Source organism: Chryseobacterium manosquense (assembly GCF_014623485.1).
In the GTDB taxonomy this organism is placed as follows: Bacteria; Bacteroidota; Bacteroidia; order Flavobacteriales; family Weeksellaceae; genus Kaistella; species Kaistella haifensis.
In genome coordinates, this window is sequence record NZ_CP060203.1 from 1669499 (window position 1) to 1686802 (window position 17304).

17 protein-coding genes are annotated in these 17304 nt (G+C 35.7%); 3 read left to right on the forward strand and 14 right to left on the reverse strand.

Going from position 1 to position 17304, the window contains the following annotated elements; genetic code table 11:
- Positions 1-4: 4 nt before the first annotated feature.
- The 9 genes from mads2 to H0S70_RS08000 form a co-directional block, all read right to left on the reverse strand.
- Positions 5-2017 (reverse strand): methylation-associated defense system DNA methyltransferase MAD2, encoded by a 2013-nt coding sequence (mads2, locus tag H0S70_RS07960; protein ID WP_188320428.1) that lies wholly within the window; start codon positions 2015-2017, stop codon positions 5-7.
- A gap of 2 nt (positions 2018-2019) precedes the next feature.
- The gene (locus tag H0S70_RS07965) at positions 2020-2865 is read right to left on the reverse strand and encodes a nucleotidyl transferase AbiEii/AbiGii toxin family protein (RefSeq protein WP_188320429.1); all 846 of its coding nucleotides are present in this window, start codon (positions 2863-2865) and stop codon (positions 2020-2022) included.
- Positions 2855-3874 carry a type IV toxin-antitoxin system AbiEi family antitoxin gene (locus H0S70_RS07970; protein WP_228453696.1) on the reverse strand — a complete coding sequence of 340 codons (1020 nt, stop codon included), beginning with the start codon at positions 3872-3874 and terminating at the stop codon, positions 2855-2857. Before H0S70_RS07970 ends, H0S70_RS07965 begins: the two co-directional genes overlap by 11 nt.
- A gap of 135 nt (positions 3875-4009) precedes the next feature.
- Positions 4010-4609 carry a hypothetical protein gene (locus tag H0S70_RS07975; RefSeq protein ID WP_188320430.1) on the reverse strand — a complete coding sequence of 200 codons (600 nt, stop codon included), beginning with the start codon at positions 4607-4609 and terminating at the stop codon, positions 4010-4012.
- Position 4610: 1 nt separating this feature from the next.
- A complete protein-coding gene (locus tag H0S70_RS07980; protein ID WP_188320431.1) occupies positions 4611-5522 on the reverse strand; it encodes a relaxase/mobilization nuclease domain-containing protein in 912 nt (303 codons plus the stop codon).
- Positions 5515-5988, reverse strand: coding sequence for a special sigma factor (locus H0S70_RS07985; RefSeq protein ID WP_188320432.1), 474 nt, complete (start codon positions 5986-5988; stop codon positions 5515-5517). Before H0S70_RS07985 ends, H0S70_RS07980 begins: the two co-directional genes overlap by 8 nt.
- A gap of 258 nt (positions 5989-6246) precedes the next feature.
- The gene (locus tag H0S70_RS07990) at positions 6247-7218 is read right to left on the reverse strand and encodes a toprim domain-containing protein (protein WP_188320433.1); all 972 of its coding nucleotides are present in this window, start codon (positions 7216-7218) and stop codon (positions 6247-6249) included.
- Between the two features lie 295 nt (positions 7219-7513).
- Positions 7514-8683 (reverse strand): VapE domain-containing protein, encoded by a 1170-nt coding sequence (locus tag H0S70_RS07995; protein ID WP_188320434.1) that lies wholly within the window; start codon positions 8681-8683, stop codon positions 7514-7516.
- Between the two features lie 5 nt (positions 8684-8688).
- Positions 8689-9030, reverse strand: a complete 342-nt coding sequence (locus H0S70_RS08000) for a helix-turn-helix domain-containing protein (protein ID WP_185241955.1) — start codon at positions 9028-9030, stop codon at positions 8689-8691.
- 327 nt (positions 9031-9357) lie between these two features.
- Between H0S70_RS08000 and H0S70_RS08005 the strand changes: the two genes are divergently transcribed.
- Entirely contained in the window at positions 9358-10929 is a 1572-nt protein-coding gene (locus H0S70_RS08005) for an anti-phage dCTP deaminase (RefSeq protein WP_188320435.1), read from the forward strand.
- A gap of 2 nt (positions 10930-10931) precedes the next feature.
- On the forward strand, positions 10932-11132 hold the full coding sequence (locus H0S70_RS08010) for a hypothetical protein (RefSeq protein ID WP_188320436.1): 201 nt from the start codon (positions 10932-10934) through the stop codon (positions 11130-11132).
- 84 nt (positions 11133-11216) lie between these two features.
- Here H0S70_RS08010 and H0S70_RS14280 read toward each other — a convergent pair whose 3' ends face one another.
- The 5 genes from H0S70_RS14280 to H0S70_RS08035 all read right to left on the reverse strand — a co-directional run bounded on the left by H0S70_RS14280 (position 11217) and on the right by H0S70_RS08035 (position 16651).
- On the reverse strand, positions 11217-12044 hold the full coding sequence (locus tag H0S70_RS14280; protein WP_228453697.1) for a hypothetical protein: 828 nt from the start codon (positions 12042-12044) through the stop codon (positions 11217-11219).
- A 5-nt stretch (positions 12045-12049) separates the two neighbouring features.
- Positions 12050-13300, reverse strand: coding sequence for a site-specific integrase (locus H0S70_RS08020; RefSeq protein WP_188320437.1), 1251 nt, complete (start codon positions 13298-13300; stop codon positions 12050-12052).
- Complete coding sequence (locus H0S70_RS08025) at positions 13297-13863, reverse strand: helix-turn-helix domain-containing protein (RefSeq protein ID WP_188320438.1); 567 nt, start codon at positions 13861-13863, stop codon at positions 13297-13299. Before H0S70_RS08025 ends, H0S70_RS08020 begins: the two co-directional genes overlap by 4 nt.
- A 228-nt stretch (positions 13864-14091) precedes the next feature.
- Entirely contained in the window at positions 14092-15990 is a 1899-nt protein-coding gene (gene dnaK / locus H0S70_RS08030; RefSeq protein ID WP_188320439.1) for a molecular chaperone DnaK, read from the reverse strand.
- A gap of 274 nt (positions 15991-16264) precedes the next feature.
- Positions 16265-16651 (reverse strand): c-type cytochrome, encoded by a 387-nt coding sequence (locus H0S70_RS08035; RefSeq protein WP_123903479.1) that lies wholly within the window; start codon positions 16649-16651, stop codon positions 16265-16267.
- 148 nt (positions 16652-16799) lie between these two features.
- Here H0S70_RS08035 and H0S70_RS08040 point away from each other — a divergent pair, with 148 nt between their 5' ends.
- Complete coding sequence (locus H0S70_RS08040; protein WP_188320440.1) at positions 16800-17303, forward strand: c-type cytochrome; 504 nt, start codon at positions 16800-16802, stop codon at positions 17301-17303.
- The last annotated feature ends 1 nt before the right edge of the window (position 17304 follow it).

The following is a 17304-nucleotide window of genomic DNA, read 5'->3' on the forward strand; positions in this document are numbered from 1 at the left end:
ATTTCTATTTTAGAAATTCGTTATAAGCAGCTATAATCTTCGGTAAATCGTCGTCCAGCATTTTAATTTTTTCCTTGCGGGATTTTACATAGGTTTTTCCCTGCTCATTATATGCTAGATATTTCTTTTCGCTTTCAAATAAAATTTCGGCACCATCTTCATCTCTTACATAAATGGGCACTCCACGTCTATCTTTTCCTAGTTTTTCGGCAATGGCCATAAAGACCTCATAATCTTCACCACCATCGTGCACCAAATTTCTTTGGTTTTCGGTTTTCTTTTCCAAAAACAACAGCGACGCCTGCACGCCAACCTGTGGCAGAAACGCTTCCACCGCTAGATCTACCGAAGCAAGTATTTTAAATTTATCCAAAATCCATTCTCGAACCGGCAGTGTATTGGGGTTTCCCAAAATGCCATCAGGAAGCACAATTGCCATTTTTCCGCCTTCTTTCAGGAAATCATAACAAGCTTCTATAAACAGCACTTCCGGAGCATCCGAAAACCGCGACAGGTAATAGCGTTCTGCAATTTCCTTGTCCACTTTCACTTTTGTTCCAAACGGCGGATTGGTAAATACCATATCGAACTTGGCGCGTGCATCGGGCGTATAATTGTTTGTAATATCCTGCATTGTGTTCAGACTTTTTTCAATAGCCTGCTTTATTTTTTCAATTTCCTGCGGGTGTTCCCAATTGGGGTACGCCAAAGAATTAACGTGGAAAATATTGGCGTGTCCGTCACCAGCCATCACCATATTCATACGCGCCGCTTTTTTAAGATCGGGATCAAAATCGAACCCGAAAATACTGTTTTCGGCATATTGGCGAACACGTTCGTTCACTTCGTAGGAATTGTATTTTTCGGTAATTAAAACTTCATCTAATTCCGGATACATTTCCGCCGCAATTTTCTTTCGCACGTGATCGAGAACCATTACGAGGAAACCGCCAGAACCGCAAGCCGGATCCAAAACGCGGGTATTTTCATTGGGATTCAACATTTCCACCATTGCACGCACAATATTTCTCGGCGTGAAAAACTGTCCGGCTTCCTGCTTCAAGGTGTTGCTCACAATGGTTTCGTAAGCCAAACCTTTTACATCCACCGTTGCATCCAGGAAAGAATATTTTGCGAGTTCGCCGGCAATAAATGCCAAACCTTTGTCGGTAAGGTCGATGCTTTCGTTCCCATCAAAAACACCGGAAAAAATATTGTCTTTTTTTAGTTCATCGAACAGGGATTTTATTCTGTCGGCAACGGCTTTTCTGCCTTCATTAGTGTTCTGTTCTTTTACACCAACCCAGAATTTCTTGCGGTAAGAAATTCCTTTTTCGTGGTCGGTAAAACGGCGTTTTTCATCATAGAGTTTGCAAAAAATAAGATACAATAATTGCCAAAAAGCATCTTTCTTTCGACCTTCGTTTCCGTAAATATAATCGTGAGAACGGCGGAACACTTTTATTAAAGAATCGTTGGCCGGTTTTCGGCTGTGTGAACGTTCCGGTCTTTCCAAATCGTTAAGATCTTCTCCAAAACCGGGAATATCCGAAAGGTCGCTGAATTTGTAATCGAACCCAAAATCGTCGTCTTCGCGTTGTAGGTATTTGATATCAATTCCGTTGGTCCACAAACCAAATTCGCATTGATCTAAAGCCGCCATTGCATTTTCCAAAGTCATACGAACGCCTTTCTTCTTGTCGTTGTCTTTAGTTTTATCGTCCTGAACGGTGGCAATACGGATAATATTTTCCTGCACGTGGTGTGTGGCTTTGTCAAAAATAACCAGTTCAACTTTCTGTTTTTTATTCTTGCCGGTTTCAGGATCAATAAAAGTAATGGTAAAATCGCGTTCCATATCCGAAAGATCGAAGCCGTATTCTTCATTCAGCATTCGTATGGTGGACTGCAGGTTTTCTTCCTTGGAACTTGTTTTCTTGGCTTCGCCGGTAAGAACGCAGAGAATCTGATTATCTTCCAGAACGATTTCTTCCGTGTTTTGAGTAGTGTTGCTCATAGTCAGTTAATTTCTTCGTTGATTAAGTGGATTGCTTCTGCCACGTCATCAAAATTTAAGTTTCGATTGGTTTCGGTAATTTGGTTGAAGAGTTGGCTTTGTTCTTCCTTTTTGAGTTCTTCTTCTAAAAGTGCTTTTACTTTAGATTTTACGCCGGAACCTGCATTTAGCATTTTATTCAGTTTCATTCCCAAAATCGTTGCGCCGGCTTTGAGTTCTGTGAAATGATCGTCATCGTAAACCTTGTTGAAAGGTTCTTCAAAAGACAAATCACGATTGATATTGAAATAGTTATTGAGCAGAAAACCAATATCTTCTGCATCTTTAGATGTTTTATGAAATCGATCTTTCCACGCAAATAATTTCAGCAGGAAAACCCCTTCGAGAGAAACAATATCGAAAGTGATTTCTTCATCTAGTTTTATAGTCAATAAATTTTGTTCGGCTTCTTCAAAACCAATTACAGACATTGCAAAAGATTTGTCGGGTGGCCAGTAAATTTTGTCGTTCTGATCTTTGATGCCGCCATAAGGCACAATATCTACCTGAAATTTTTCTTTGTAGAGAAATCTCTGCTTCTGTTGGGCATCTTTTGTGAAGTTTGGCAAGGCAATGATATCTTCCGATAAATTTTCAAAATCTTCCCAATGATCTACGGCGATGGCAATATCCAAATCCATCGTAACACGTTGTGATTTTTCCTGATTGAGTTCCAGAATTATATCTCTTGCTACAGCGCCAATGAGATAAAACGTAATTCCTCTTTGTTTAAAAACAGGGATTAACTCTTCCAGCACCGGCTTTAGTAGAGGATGTTCAATATTTTCACTTGTAATTTTAAAGTCCATTTTCAAGTATCATTTTGGCGGCTTCTATATTTCTGCTGCTGTTGGCTCCCATTAAGTCGGCATACACTACTAAGGGCGGCGCCGTGTTGTGGTATTTCAGTTTAAGATCATCTGTCCAAAACGTGTTATAGACTTCGACATTTCCCTGTGGATCGGGAATGAGTTTCAGGTTTTTGGTGAGCGCCGATAAATCGCCATCATAAAACAAAGTGTATTTGGTAGATTTCAGATAATTGGTAATGAAACCTGCAGCAGATTCTCCACCCCAAACAAAACCAAATTTATGATTGTCGGTATTAAGAAAACTATCCTCTTCGTTTGCCAATCGGTATTTTCTACGAAGAATACGCGGTTTCAGGATTTCGTTGTAAGCAATTACCCAACGTTCCAAAAGGACATCCATATTTTTGAAAACCCTTTTCTTATGCGTTTTCAGAATGAAGTCAGAATCCTGTAATTCTCTGAAAATATTGCTAACAGATCCCAAAGAAATATTTGTTTTTTCTGCCAACTCACGGTAAGACATCTGCAGGTTTTCAGGATCTGAAATGAGAAATAGTAACAGTTTTAAACCCGCTTCCTGAAAAGCACGACTTTGATTTTTCTTTTCTGCTGCTTCTTTCTTTTTGCCCTCAATAAAAATGAAAAGATTATTGGTTTTAATGGAAGCATTGCCTGCAACATCGAGATAATTGTGATTTTCTTTCTGGAGAATTTCAGCCACATCTTTAGCGAGATAGTCTGCAATTAGTAACCATTCTTTGTTTTTGTCCTGCACCTCCAATTGAGAAAGAATCATTCCTATATTGGATTTACGTGCATTGGCTTTTGCTTCCACATAGAATGTTTGACCATCAATCTGAATTACAGCATCGTATTCCCGACGATTTGTTTCTACATTGATTTTCAGCCCGGTAAATTCTTCCAGATTGGCAACTGCTTCGTAGATTATGTCTGTTTCCCTGTACATAGTGTTCAATAAAATAAAGCGTTCAGTGACAATGAACATTCAAATTTATTGAACATTTTTGGAATGGGCAAGAGAAATTTGTAAAAAAGAATGAGAACCAAAGTTCTCATTCAATATCCATGGTCGGCGTACCAGTGACCCAATGTTTTGTAAAGATAATAAAATTTTGCGAAGTTATTTACTTTCATACCCTTCTTTAAACCTCAAAAATTTCTCGCCATCTTTCTGATTTTTCTTCATCCATTTGTTCATCAAATCTGTATTATATTTGAGTTGATTGTAGTCTTCAATTTCGAAAATCGCTTTTCCATCTCTCTTGATTTCATCCAAAATTTCCTGCCGAATTTCACTTTTGGCGCGGATGCTTTCGGAGTACCATTTGAAAGCAAAATGTCCCGAACCAAACAAGATGATTGCCGCCAATGTCAAAATCCCGATGCTTCCAGGAAAAATAAATTTGATGTGTTTTTCAATTTTTTCAAAAAAGTTGATCGTTTTTTCAGACAAATCTGCAGGAATGCTTTCAGGAATTGAGGTTTTGAAACCTATGATAGATTCAAGTTCTGTTCTAACAAGCTGCATCGCTTTTTGCATCATATTGGTCGAACCGATAATCGCATTCTGTGCGGATTGATAAAAATTTCGAGCTTCTAAATGAACTGATTCAGTTTGTTTCGTGGATTTGATGTTTTCTTCATTCGTTTCAACCACCTTTTTTAGCAGTTCATAAATATCGTTTTGCTGTTCGTTCTGTGTTGTGTTTTGATTTTCCATTTTATCTAAATTTTCGTTTTTTTCGTTTTAATAACTCATCGTCGGGAGCGGTGTAAGTCGGTTTCAAAAACTCATCAACCGTTTTTCCAATCTCTTTGGAAGTATTGGTTCTTGAGATTTCCGTTTCTTCACTTTCCCTCATTTGTCCGAGCAAGGTTTGGATATGTTCAGCTCGCTCAAAGTTGGAGTTCAAAGTTGTCTTGATATCCGCAATTTTCAGTTTGTTCGTAATTTCTGAAAGCTTATAGCCAGGTTTGTATTGTCGCTCGGTTTGGTAGTTGATGTCTTCATATCGCACAATCCGCATTCCCGAAATTCCCTCTTTCACATTTTGTGAAAGTGTTACCCGATATCCTTTCAGATGCATTTTCATTACAAGGTCATCGAAATTTTTTGCGTATTTCAGCGAGTTCGTTAAAGTATAATACATCATCTGTTTCTTCTCTTTTCCAATCTCGATGTCGGTTTTCAGATTCAGTTCCCGACAAACTTCTCGGACTGCTTTACCAAAGTTTTCTCCGATTTTGTGTGCGGTAATCGTGTTTTCGCCAAAAGTGTTCACTCGGTTCACGATAAAGTGAATGTGTTTTTGCTTCGTGGAAGAATGAATATCCAATCGAATTTGGTTGTCATCCGTAACTCCAACTTTTCTTAATGCTTTTAATGCTAATTCAGTCAGTTCTTCATTTGTCAGCTTATCGCCAATGGATTTTTCTGGAGAGATATAACCTGTCAATGTCCAATTCTTCACATTCTTATTTCGGTTGGCGACGGCTTTCATTTCCTTGAACTGTAGTTCGGGATCCTCGCACAAAAGATTATTGCTGTAAACCATCTCCGCTGTTCCTTTGTCGTTTCCGTTGTATTCCACAGCAATTTTGGAGATTCGTCTTGTGGTGGCGCTGTTATTCATCTTCTAGGAAGTCCGCTTCTGTTTGCGAGTTCATTTTGTTGTAGAGATAGTCGTAAATTAGTTTTGTCACAATTTCAACCTCTCTTAGAATAACCTTTGTATGGTCAAGTTGTGAAAACTCACTGCGCCGAAACATATTTTTGATTCTGATGAAATTATTTCCATAGTCAAGCAAAGTTTTGTCATCTATGAACTCTTTTATTCTCAGTTCTCCATTTGTAATTTTTAGTCGAGTATATTTTGAAAATTTGAGATTATATCTCTTCGCTTCTTGTGAAGCCTCATCAAATTCTTTCTGCGTCAATCTCGTCGAAACGACTCTCGTAAATTGGTTAGAAGTCTTCTTTTTTAAACCACCTTTTCTGCCGATTTCTTTGAAGAAATTCCTCCGCTTTTCTTGTGCAATTTTCTTTTCCTGTTCTCTTGAAATTTGCTGTAAAAATTGTCTTAATTGATCATTTTCCATTTGATATATTTTTTCTTTTCTGAAGCAAAAATTTCTATTTTTTACAATTAATTTTTTTTGAATTTTGTCTGATTTTTCTTTGAAATTTTTTCGAATTTCGATTGAAAATTTCCCTGAATTTCGAATCAAATTTTGACTGATTTTTTCCAAAATCTGCGTTCAGTTTTATAGTTTTCGACGATAGGAGAAAACCAAAATGTTCCAATTTTACAATTAGCGGACACGCTTTTTGTAAACATTGGGTACTTTTTGCACTAACTATCTGCCGATTTTGCGTGCAGTTATTTTACGCAGTTCTTCATTTTCGACACCTGTATCTATTTTACGCAGGTCTGTTTCTTTTATACCTGTATCTATATTGAGCATGGTACCTGTATCTGTTTTACGCAGGTTCCCACTGATTAAAAACTCATTTAAGTCTTTGTGATTTTTGAATAAAAATCTCTCATCTGATATATTAGAATTTTGCTTTTTGAGAATTTCGGTGACAGAATCTCCTGTCCTGTCATTGTCCAAAAACAGTTCGACACTTTGATAATTTTCAAGTTGATTCTTGACTTTTGAAATCATCGAAACCGAATTCAAAATGATGTAATCCGAAGGTTCTTTTTCGAGTGATTTTTCCAAAATTTTGAACGACAGATAATCTGAAAACCCTTCAAAAATTCTTAAAGTTTGGGATTGATTATTTACTGAAGTGAGGTCTTTTTTACCTAAGCAAAGTTTGATGTACGGATTCCTGATTTCATATCCCTCCGAGTCATTTTTGAATCCTAATCCGAAATATTTTCTGCCGTTCAGTTCGTAATGGATTTCTTTGAGTTCGGATTTTAAGGAATCGAGTTTTCTTGATTTTAAATATTCAATCAAGCTTGGATGTTCGACTTCTCTGACTTCTAAAATCTGATATCCTGATTTTGGTTTGAAATCATTGGTTTCAATTTCCAGTTTTGTCGGAAGTAAATAATCAAATCTTTTCAGATATTCCAATGCTTCGGAAACCGAACACTTTTTAATGCCTTGAACCAAGGAAACATTGTCATATTTCATTCCTGTTCCATAATCAAATGCAGTGTTTTTTTCAAAATTAACCGAAAGACTCGGCGTTTTTTCTTCACGATCAAATGCGAGATAAAAAGCGGTTCTTCGGTTGTCTTTGCTCGGGAAAAGAAAAAAACTATCCAATATTTGCCTGATGCTGATATTTTCGTTTGCCTGTTTGCAATTCATAATGTTGGTTTTTTGTGTTTTTGTGTTTTGTTTTATAAAGTTTTTTGGTGTTTCTACCTACCTTCTTACCTAAGCCTTTAGCAGAAAGTGTTGAGAGTGATTTTCTTGACTTACCCTGACTTACCTTTCTACCTGCTTTCTCTAAAGATTTTTTTCCTTTTTAAATTCTATTATTAGGTAACTTTAGGTAACTCAATTAATCTATTCTTACCTGTTATAAAATTGTTTATTGATAATGGTTTCAAAGGATTTTAGGTAAGCAGGTAATTAGGTATGAGGATTTTCTATTATTTTTTCATTCATTTTTTTCGTCCTCAATTTTTCTTTTGATTAAATAGCCATAAACCTGCTTTTTGGAATGTTTGATTCTTTCAAAGTTTAAAGCGGTTAATGCTTTTCCAATTTTGACATTGTTCATCCGAACGCCCAAAGCATTGCTCATTGCAAGCATAATCTCGGTTGCGGTGAGGAAATCGTTTTTGTTTTCTGATTTTTCAAAGTGTGTGATGAGGATTTCCTGCTCCAAACTGACCTGTTTGAATTTCTCGTTTCGTTTTTCATTTTCGATAAGATCTTCCGCAGTGAGTTCCGGATTGTAATTTTTCCTTTCAAAAGCATTATAATACGCTTGAGCCCAAACTTGATTGATGTTGATTTCCTTTGAGTAGCCAAAATCTATTTCCAAGACTTCAAAAATGATCCATCGCACACTTCCTGTTTCATCGGTCAAGAAATCGGAACGGTTGGTTGACCCGCAGAACGACGAAGTTCTATACATCAACGACGATTTTCTGTCGTAAGGCAACCTTGCATTCACCGTATTTTTGGAAATGAACGCCTTCAAAATGTTGACATCTGTTTTGGACATCACTGAAAGTTCATCGATGTTGATGATGAAGTTTTTGCAGAGCGCAATAAGTCCGTCTTTGTCCACTCCAATATCTTCTGTGTAGTATTTCTCTAAACTTGGCGGAATCAGGAATCTTAAGAAACTAGTCTTTCCGCTGTTTTGCTTGGTGTTGTAAAGCACGAAGCATTGTTTGTTGATGTATCCTCTTGTCAATGCACACAAGACAGATCTTGTCAACCATTTTTCAAGATGGATTTGGAAAGGCTCTGAATCCGTACTTTTGACAAAACTTGTCAATCTTTGGATATGGTTTTCGCCATCCCATTTTTCAAGGTTTTGAAAATAGTTCTCGAAGGGATTGAAAATGGAAATCAAATGGCTTCGCATCAATATTTCAAGTTTGTTGAACGCAATGTTGATTCCCGCCTGAGTAAGTTCGATATACAGCGAGTTCAAGTTCAACTCAGTCCAATCGCCATTCTCTGTCTTTATCTCGAATTCCAAGGCGATTTCGTTGAAGCGGAGCTGGTATTTCTTTCCGATATATTTTATTATTTTGTCGAAAACCGTGACCGAACCTTTACTGCTTTTATAGAGTTCTTCTTCAGTATCCATAGCCTTTAACCTCTATTTCGTCTGAAATTTTTCTCAGCCTCTGCTTCAATTTCAACCATCGTTTTTCTTCTTCCGTTGCGAATCCATTCAAGCAATTCATCTTCGAAAAAGTATAGTTTCTTTCCGCTTTTGTAACACGGAATTTGGCGCGTTCTTACCAATGTATAAACCGTCGGTTTTGCTTTTCCAATAATTTCGCACGCCTTTTCGATGTCGATGGGTGTTTTCTTTTGAGGAATAGAAACCGATTCTTTTCTCAGAATCAATTCTTTAAGTTCTTCGACTTGATTGTTCAAATGTGCGACTGCACTTGGTAGGTTTTCAAATGAAATTTCGTTGTGTTCCATAATGATTGATTTTAATTGTTATGGTGCAAAGAAAAAAAGTGATTTCTCTGTGATGCCGATAAACACGCAATCACAGAGAAATCACTTATGAAACACGATCGTTATTGATATAATTTATTATTTTTTCGATGCTTCCCGAAAAAAATTATAAAAAGAGATCTTAAAATTAGTAAAGCCTATAGTTCACCACTGCTTTCAATTAAATAAATTTTACTATTTTTATCTTGGTGGAAAGTGTAAACAAACCCTTGAAGTTATCTTCGTTTCAAGCCAAAACACTAATTAATATTTCATATTTTTGAGAAACTTATAAATTTAGAATATAATATGGGTTCAGCATTAAAAATTGACAGCACATCTTTATTTCAAACAAAAGAAAACAAAGGAAAAAACACAAAAGAAAAGGTAATTAACACCTACACAGAAGAATTGTTTTTTTCAATTTGCTCACCAATAGGATCATTAAAAGAACCAGCCATAGCACTACTTAAAGACCAGCTTGAAAAAAAATATAAATATGTTGTTAAAAAGATAAAACTTAGCGATTTTATTGAAGAACATAAAATAAGAGATTTTGAAGCATTACAAGGAAAAACTGAAATTTTTTCAAAATATGATTTCAAAATAAAAATGGGTAATGAATTAAGAAATACATACACTAGTCAAATTTTAACTGAATTAGCGATAGCTGAGATCCATACTGAAAGAGCTGCAGAACTGGGTGACAATCATCTTAAAGATAGTGAATATAAATCACGAAGATATTGTTATATCTTCGATTCATTAAAGAATAAGGATGAACTAAGTTTATTGCGTTCAGTATATACTGACAATTTTTATCAAGTTGGTATCTTTTCACCATTAGATGAAAGAATTGAAAATCTAATATCAAAAGGTTTTTCACGCCCCGAAGCTGAAGAAATTATTCACATTGATGAATATCAAAACTTTGATGAAGGTCAAAATGTTAGGGGTACATTTGTTGAGAGTGATTTCTTTTTGAGAATATCAAAAGAAAACGAAATTGAATTAGCAAGCAAAATAGAAAGATATCTTGACCTAATTTTTGAATCTCAAGTTGTAACACCTACAATTGAGGAAACATCTATGTTTTATGCAAAATCTGCTGCAAATAATTCGTCGTGTTTATCTAGACAAGTTGGCGCAAGTATTACCGATTATTACGGCAATCTACTTTCTACAGGATGGAATGATGTTCCAAAATATGGTGGAAATTTGTATAGAGATGGAGATATAAATGATAACCGATGTTTTCTGAAACAATTTTGTTCAAATGACAAAGAAAAAGATTTATTAACAGATAATATTGCAGAAATTTTGATTAGTGATAGTAATATAAAAGAACTATTTACAACTAATAATGTATTTGACATAGTTAAATTTAATGATTTTAAAACAAAGATTAGATATTCTAAAGTTAAGGATTTAATTGAATTTTCTAGATCTGTACATGCAGAAATGCATGCAATTATTCTAGGAAGCCAAATTACAGGATCTCAGATGATAAATGGTAAGCTTTATTGTACAACATATCCTTGCCATAATTGCGCAAGACATATAATTTTAGCAGGTATTAAAGAAGTTTATTATATAGAGCCATATGTTAAAAGCCTCTGTCTAAAATTACATAATGATTCAATTACAGAAGATGAAAAAGACAAAAGCAAAGTTAGAATTTTAATTTTTGATGGTGTTTCCCCTAGGAAATATCAAATCTTTTTCACTAATTTTGGCGAAAGAAAAAATAAAAACGGAGATTTAACCGTTAAAGAATTAGATAAAATTAAACCTAAATCATCTAAATCTTTACAAGCTCTTTCGGAGCTGGAGAGACAAGCAATTCATTCACTGAAGGAATATGGTATTATAAGTGATTAATAGTGGCAAAGAAAAATTTAAATAATAAAGAAAATGCTCAACAACTTAAAATAAACTTTGATGTTGTTGAAAATATTACTTTGAAATTTAATTCCGAAGCTAAAATTATTTCTATTACTAGTAAAAAAGCTTTAAGTAGTATTAATATTCAACTTAAAGAAAAAATTTATAGAGATATTATTACAAAATCCAAATCATACTAAGAGACTCTTTTAATAACATGGGTTTCGCAGAATAAACTACTTACGCATATCTGAAAAACTCTACAAAAATCTTCTTAATTTTTGCTATTCTTGTTCTTTAGTTATCTCCTCAATCTTAATGATTCCTTTTTTATCATCATCCCGAAGATGCGATTTGATGCTGCCTTGTTCTACATCTTTCAAAGAGGCAAAAACTGATTTCAAAAATTTTGCAATCGAATCCTGATTACTCACTTTGAAATAATTCCAAATATTCCATCCAAAATGATATAGATCTAAATTGGAAAGTTCTGTTGTTGTAACTGAAACATCATTAGAAATATCCTTTTGATCGGAATAAATTTTCACGGCTTCACACAAAATAATAAGGTCTTCATCATTCGTGTACAAAGCAAATTTCTTCCTAGTATACTCTAAGGCGATGTCGAGTTTATCTTGTTTCTTTTTATCGAGCAAAATTTGTTGTTGGGTTCTGATTTCTTTTAAATCCTTTATCGATTCATTTCCATCTTTAGATTTAACTTCCGATGAAATCTCTGGTTCTTTGGATGGAACAGATTCGACGATTTCTTTTTCTTTTGTCTGAGATTCCGCTTTAGAAACTTCAGTAATTTCATTTTTAGATAGATTATTACAATCTATCAACTCTTCTGAATCAAATACATTTTCTTTAACCACCTTTTTTCTAACCCATTCTACAAAATTAGTTTTCTCCAAAAATTCATCAAGTAAAACAATAATCAGTAAATATATCACAAATGCAAATCCGGCAGCTCCCCAAAAAATAATAGTTCCGCCGAAATCATCATTAGATTCTTTCCGATAAAAGTATCTGGAAATGAATCCTACTATTACACAGGCGATAATTACTAAAAAATACTGCAGAACATAATCGCGATTTTTACGGTTCATAAATACTAATTTTTTAGTGTTTTCAATTGTATCGCTTCTGCTGCCTGATTTTTCTTCTCATCCACCACTTTCGCGTAAACCTGTGTTGTTCTCACATTGGTGTGTCCAAGCATTTTCGAAACTGTGTAAATATCGGTTCCGCTAGAAAGTTGCAAGGTCGCAAAAGTGTGTCGAAAATTGTGAAATGTAATTTTCTTGGTAATTCCTGCGGATGTAATCCATTTTTTTAAAGGTCGGGAGATCCATGCTGAATCAGGAAGTCCACTAAAAACTAACGTTGTTGATGATTTCCTTTTGCCACAAAGTTGCAGCGCTTGCGCAGAGATGGGCATATATTCCACACCTTTAGTCTTTTGCTGGGTAAAATGAATACGCGGTGCATCATTTTCCATGCTTATTTCTTCCCACTTCAATTTCTGAATATCAGAAAGTCGCAACCCTGTTAATGCTGAAAAAAGTGCTGCACGCTTTAAAACCTCATAGTCGCACGGAGTTTCCACCAATGTGTTCAGTTCATCAATAGTTAAATATTCTCTTCGGGATTCTATTTCAGAAATTCCTTTCAATTTTGCGGAAATATCAGTTAAGAAATAATCGTCGATAAAAGCTTGTTTCAATGCTGCTTTGAAGATCGAGAAATATGTTGCAGCACTGTTTTGCGACAATGTTCCTTTTTTGTTTCCGCCAAGTGGTGCGCTCAAAAGAAAGGTTTTATAATTTTCACAAAATTTCATATCAATCTTTCCAAACGGTATAAAATCATCACCATAAGATTTAAGAAACTCAAGCGTCCTTTCCCAATTAACTTTGATGGAATCCGAACTGTTTTTATGTCGCCTTTTGATTAGAGATTTGAAGTAGTCTACAAAATTCTCCTGCCTTTTTTCATTCATTGTCTCTTGCAGCAAATCAACTTCATTGTAAATATTCTTTTTATCATATTCCCTTTGTCTTATTTTTCGTACAGAATCTGCATAAAACATAGTTTCCTTATCAAGATCACTTTTGCAAATGATAACACCATTATCGTCCCTTTTCGGTTTGAAAGAAATGGAATTTTCGGTTCTTTTCGCAACTCTTTTCTTGTCAAATTCAACGGTGGTAACAGTTCTGTTTAGATACTCACGAATTCTCTGAACTTCTTCTTTTCCAGGCACAATTACAGGATAACTTTCCAAGTAGATATACCATTCTTTTCGATATTCAGACTTCCTGAGTCTTACCGTGACTTTTGTTCTTATTAATTTTTGTTTCATTTTGGATCAAAAATTTCATCAATGTATCTTTTAGGAACGTACACAAAACTTCCGACTTGTTTTGTTGGAATTTTATTTTTCTTAATCACATTACTTACGGTGCTGGGATTGGCTTTATATTTCTCACTAATCTCTGAAATCGTATAGCAGTTCCCAACTTCAAAATCTCTATTTTCTTCTTTTTGTGCTTTCACAAACTTGTCTGCAGGAGTGAACAATAATTCTAAGTCAAATTTGCTTACTCTTGTAAGTCGGTGTCCAAAATTATGCGCAGGAATCTTTCCATTTTTGATTAATCTATGGATGGTATCCTTCGAAATTCCATAAAGAATCACAGCTTCACTAACAGAAATATACGGTCGTGTTTGAATTTCAGCAATTCTATTACTCTTTTTTTCTAAAAGAGATTGCTTCTCCTTCACTTCCTTGTCTAACTGTTTCTGTCGTCTTCCTTGTTTCTCCGAACAATATTTAGAACAAAATCTTGTCGAAACAGTTTTTGCTTCGAAAGGCTTTTCGCAGAACTCACATAGTTTCGGAATTTTCAGTTGACTAAAACCCATTAAAAAATTATTTTTCGGTTTACGTGCATTTTAAGGCAATTAAGGCTAAATAAGACCTAATAAGGCGCACATTATCCGCATTTAAGGCGCGGTACAAATATGTTACAAAAATAGCATAAAAATCGATCAAAATCAAGCATTTTCAATAATTGTCAAAAATAAAAAATCGCTGCAAATTACTCATTTACAGCGATATTATGATTATTTCTGATTGATTGTAATCGGCGATTACTTCACTTCTTCGAAGTCTGCATCTTGCACATCATCTGCACCTGAATTAGCTCCGGCATTTGCTTGAGAAGGATCTGCACCTGGCTGACCTTGTTGGCCTGCTGCGTACATTTCTTCGGAAGCGACCATCCAAGCAGCGTCTAAAGCTTCGGTTTTGGTTTTCGTAGTATCGGCATCTTTTGCTTCGAAAGCGGTTTTCAATTCTGCAACGGCAGTTTCGATGGCTGCTTTTTTGTCGGCTGAAAGTTTGTCGCCAAATTCTTTCAACTGTTTTTCAGTTTGGAAAATCAAACCATCCGCTTTATTGAATACTTCAACTTCTTCTTTTTTCTTAGCATCTGCTGAAGCATTTTCTTCTGCTTCACGCTTCATTCGTTGGATTTCTTCTTCAGAAAGTCCTGAAGATGCTTGAATTTTAATAGATTGCTCTTTTCCGGTTCCTTTGTCTTTCGCAGATACAGAAAGGATTCCGTTTGCATCGATATCGAAAGTTACCTCGATTTGTGGAACTCCTCTTGGTGCAGGTGGAATATCTGTCAAATCAAATCTTCCGATTTCTTTGTTATCGTTGAACATTGGTCTTTCTCCCTGTCCTACTCTGATGCTTACAGCCGGCTGATTGTCAGACGCTGTAGAGAACACTTCAGATTTTTTAGTTGGGATGGTAGTATTCGCATCAATTAATTTAGTGAACATAGAACCCATTGTTTCGATACCTAAAGAAAGTGGTGTTACGTCTAATAAAAGAACATCTTTCACATCACCAGTTAAAACTCCACCTTGGATTGCAGCACCAATAGCTACAACTTCGTCTGGGTTTACTCCTTTTGAAGGTTTTTTACCAAAGAACTTCTCAACTTCCTCTTGGATGATTGGGATTCTGGTAGAACCTCCTACCAAGATTACCTCATCAATATCTGAAACTGAAAGTCCAGCATCTGAAAGCGCTTTTTTACAAGGCTCCATTGATCTTTTTACCAAATCTGCTGACAATTGCTCGAACTTCGCTCTTGTTAAGGTTTTCACCAAGTGTTTTGGTCCTGTAGCCGTAGCAGTGATATACGGAAGGTTGATTTCTGTTTGCATTGAAGAAGATAATTCAACTTTTGCTTTTTCAGCAGCTTCTTTTAATCTTTGTAATGCGATTGGATCAGCTTTTAAATCAACACCTTCTTCAGATTTGAAGTCGTCTGCTAACCAGTTGATGATTACATCATCGAAATCGTCACCACCAAGGTGGGTATCTCCGTTTGTCGACAATACTTCAAATACACCATCACCTAAATCTAGGATGGAGATATCGAAAGTACCACCACCAAGGTCATACACTGCGATTTTTTGGTCTTTATGTGCTTTATCAAGACCGTAAGCTAAAGCTGCAGCCGTAGGTTCATTGATAATTCTTTCAACAGTTAAACCTGCAATTTCCCCAGCTTCTTTAGTAGCTTGTCTTTGTGCATCGTTGAAGTATGCAGGAACGGTGATTACCGCTCTGGTTACTTCTTGTCCCAAATAATCTTCCGCAGTTTTCTTCATTTTCTGAAGGATCATTGCAGAGATTTCTTGTGGGGTATATTCTCTGTCATCGATTTTTACTTTTACGATATCGTTTGGTCCAGCAACTACTTTGTATGGTACTCTAGAAACTTCATTAGCAACATCTTTAAAGTGGGCACCGATAAATCTTTTGATAGAATATACAGTCTTCGTAGGATTGGTTACTGCTTGTCTTTTTGCAGGATCTCCTACTTTTCTTTCGCCATCTTCGGTGAAGGCAACAATTGAAGGCGTTGTTCTTTTACCTTCTTCATTAGGAATTACAACAGGGTCTTTTCCCTCCATTACAGCAACACAAGAGTTGGTTGTACCTAAATCAATTCCAATAACTTTACTCATATTTTTATTTTTTTAATTTAAAATTTACAAACTGATTTTCTCCAATTTTATACCAAAATAAAAAAACGTGACAAATTGACATTTTTTTCATAAAAATTGGTAGTCATAAGCTGACAATTAAAGCAGCAAAGCTCAGCGGTTAATATAACAGTTAATCTCATCTGGATTTATGATTACTGTGATAAAGCTATGGTGATTCGGATCATAAAAAAACTCCTCACAAGGATGATAACTGTAAGGAGTTTTTTTACGGAAAAGTAAAATTTGAAAGGACTTATTTCTTCAAAGTCAAAATATACTCTACCATTTTTTTTGCATTTTCTTTACTCATCCCTGCATGCGGAGTCATCGGAATTTCACCCCAGTTCCCTTTACCGCCGTCGATTATTTTGTTTGCCAGCATCTCGATATCTGCGTCAGTATATTTATCGGCAACTTCTTGGTAAGAGGGGCCTACGAGGCGGGTATCCGTTTTATGGCATGTAAGGCAATCCATTCCTTCGATAAGCGCCAGGCCTTCATGTTTTCCGGCAGCTGCAGAGTCTACCACCTTCAGTGTGGGTTCTTCCAGCATTACATTACTTTCTTTCGCGGAATCAATCGGCTTTTTACTGCAGGAAGCAGCCATAACAAGTACACAAATCACTACGTATTTCTTCATATTGCTAAATTTTTAACAAAATTATTTTTTATTCTTTAAAGATCTACCACAAATTTGGCGATAAAAGTCATATAAACCGTATGACTATGATCATACTCGAATGAGGGCAAATGTTTCTACTTTTGAGTAAACAAAAAACAATTAAATTATGTACACCCTTAAAACAACGGCACTTTCAGTTCTCACATTGGCACTTTTCTCCTGCGGAGGGGATAAAAAAACAGATTCAATTCCTACAGCAACCACCACCGAAACTACAGCTACTACTACAGAAGCTCCTGCTGCATCAGGAACCAATGAGTACGACCCAAAAAGAGGTTTAGGAAAATGGGATGCTTCTAATGTTGATGTAAGTAAGTTTGATGCTGCGATGGCGGCAGAAGGTAAAAAAATTGCCGAAGTAAAATGTACTTCTTGCCACAAAACTACCGACGAAAAATTGGTTGGTCCTGGTTGGAAAGGTATTACTACAAGACATACTCCGGAATGGATCATGAATTTTATTTCTAATCCTGATCCAATGATTGATGTAGATCCAGAATTACAGAAACAACTTGAGCTTTGTTTGGTAAGAATGCCGAATCAAGGTCTTAATGACACTGAAGCCAGAGAGATCCTGGAATATATGCGCGAGATTGACGGCGCAAAATAAA

What these genes read in the sequence shown, in the direction of transcription:
- H0S70_RS08020 (WP_188320437.1), bottom strand. Translation starts at nt 13,300, where the DNA reads ATGAAACAAAAATTAATAAGAACAAAAGTCACGGTAAGACTCAGGAAG.
- H0S70_RS08005 (WP_188320435.1), top strand. Translation starts at nt 9,358, where the DNA reads ATGGGTTCAGCATTAAAAATTGACAGCACATCTTTATTTCAAACAAAA.
- H0S70_RS08025 (WP_188320438.1), bottom strand. Translation starts at nt 13,863, where the DNA reads ATGGGTTTTAGTCAACTGAAAATTCCGAAACTATGTGAGTTCTGCGAA.
- H0S70_RS14280 (WP_228453697.1), bottom strand. Translation starts at nt 12,044, where the DNA reads ATGAACCGTAAAAATCGCGATTATGTTCTGCAGTATTTTTTAGTAATT.
- H0S70_RS07985 (WP_188320432.1), bottom strand. Translation starts at nt 5,988, where the DNA reads ATGGAAAATGATCAATTAAGACAATTTTTACAGCAAATTTCAAGAGAA.
- H0S70_RS07995 (WP_188320434.1), bottom strand. Translation starts at nt 8,683, where the DNA reads ATGGATACTGAAGAAGAACTCTATAAAAGCAGTAAAGGTTCGGTCACG.
- dnaK (WP_188320439.1), bottom strand. Translation starts at nt 15,990, where the DNA reads ATGAGTAAAGTTATTGGAATTGATTTAGGTACAACCAACTCTTGTGTT.
- H0S70_RS07980 (WP_188320431.1), bottom strand. Translation starts at nt 5,522, where the DNA reads ATGAATAACAGCGCCACCACAAGACGAATCTCCAAAATTGCTGTGGAA.
- H0S70_RS07975 (WP_188320430.1), bottom strand. Translation starts at nt 4,609, where the DNA reads ATGGAAAATCAAAACACAACACAGAACGAACAGCAAAACGATATTTAT.
- H0S70_RS07990 (WP_188320433.1), bottom strand. Translation starts at nt 7,218, where the DNA reads ATGAATTGCAAACAGGCAAACGAAAATATCAGCATCAGGCAAATATTG.
- H0S70_RS08000 (WP_185241955.1), bottom strand. Translation starts at nt 9,030, where the DNA reads ATGGAACACAACGAAATTTCATTTGAAAACCTACCAAGTGCAGTCGCA.
- H0S70_RS07965 (WP_188320429.1), bottom strand. Translation starts at nt 2,865, where the DNA reads ATGGACTTTAAAATTACAAGTGAAAATATTGAACATCCTCTACTAAAG.
- H0S70_RS08035 (WP_123903479.1), bottom strand. Translation starts at nt 16,651, where the DNA reads ATGAAGAAATACGTAGTGATTTGTGTACTTGTTATGGCTGCTTCCTGC.
- H0S70_RS07970 (WP_228453696.1), bottom strand. Translation starts at nt 3,874, where the DNA reads ATGTTCATTGTCACTGAACGCTTTATTTTATTGAACACTATGTACAGG.
- mads2 (WP_188320428.1), bottom strand. Translation starts at nt 2,017, where the DNA reads ATGAGCAACACTACTCAAAACACGGAAGAAATCGTTCTGGAAGATAAT.
- H0S70_RS08040 (WP_188320440.1), top strand. Translation starts at nt 16,800, where the DNA reads ATGTACACCCTTAAAACAACGGCACTTTCAGTTCTCACATTGGCACTT.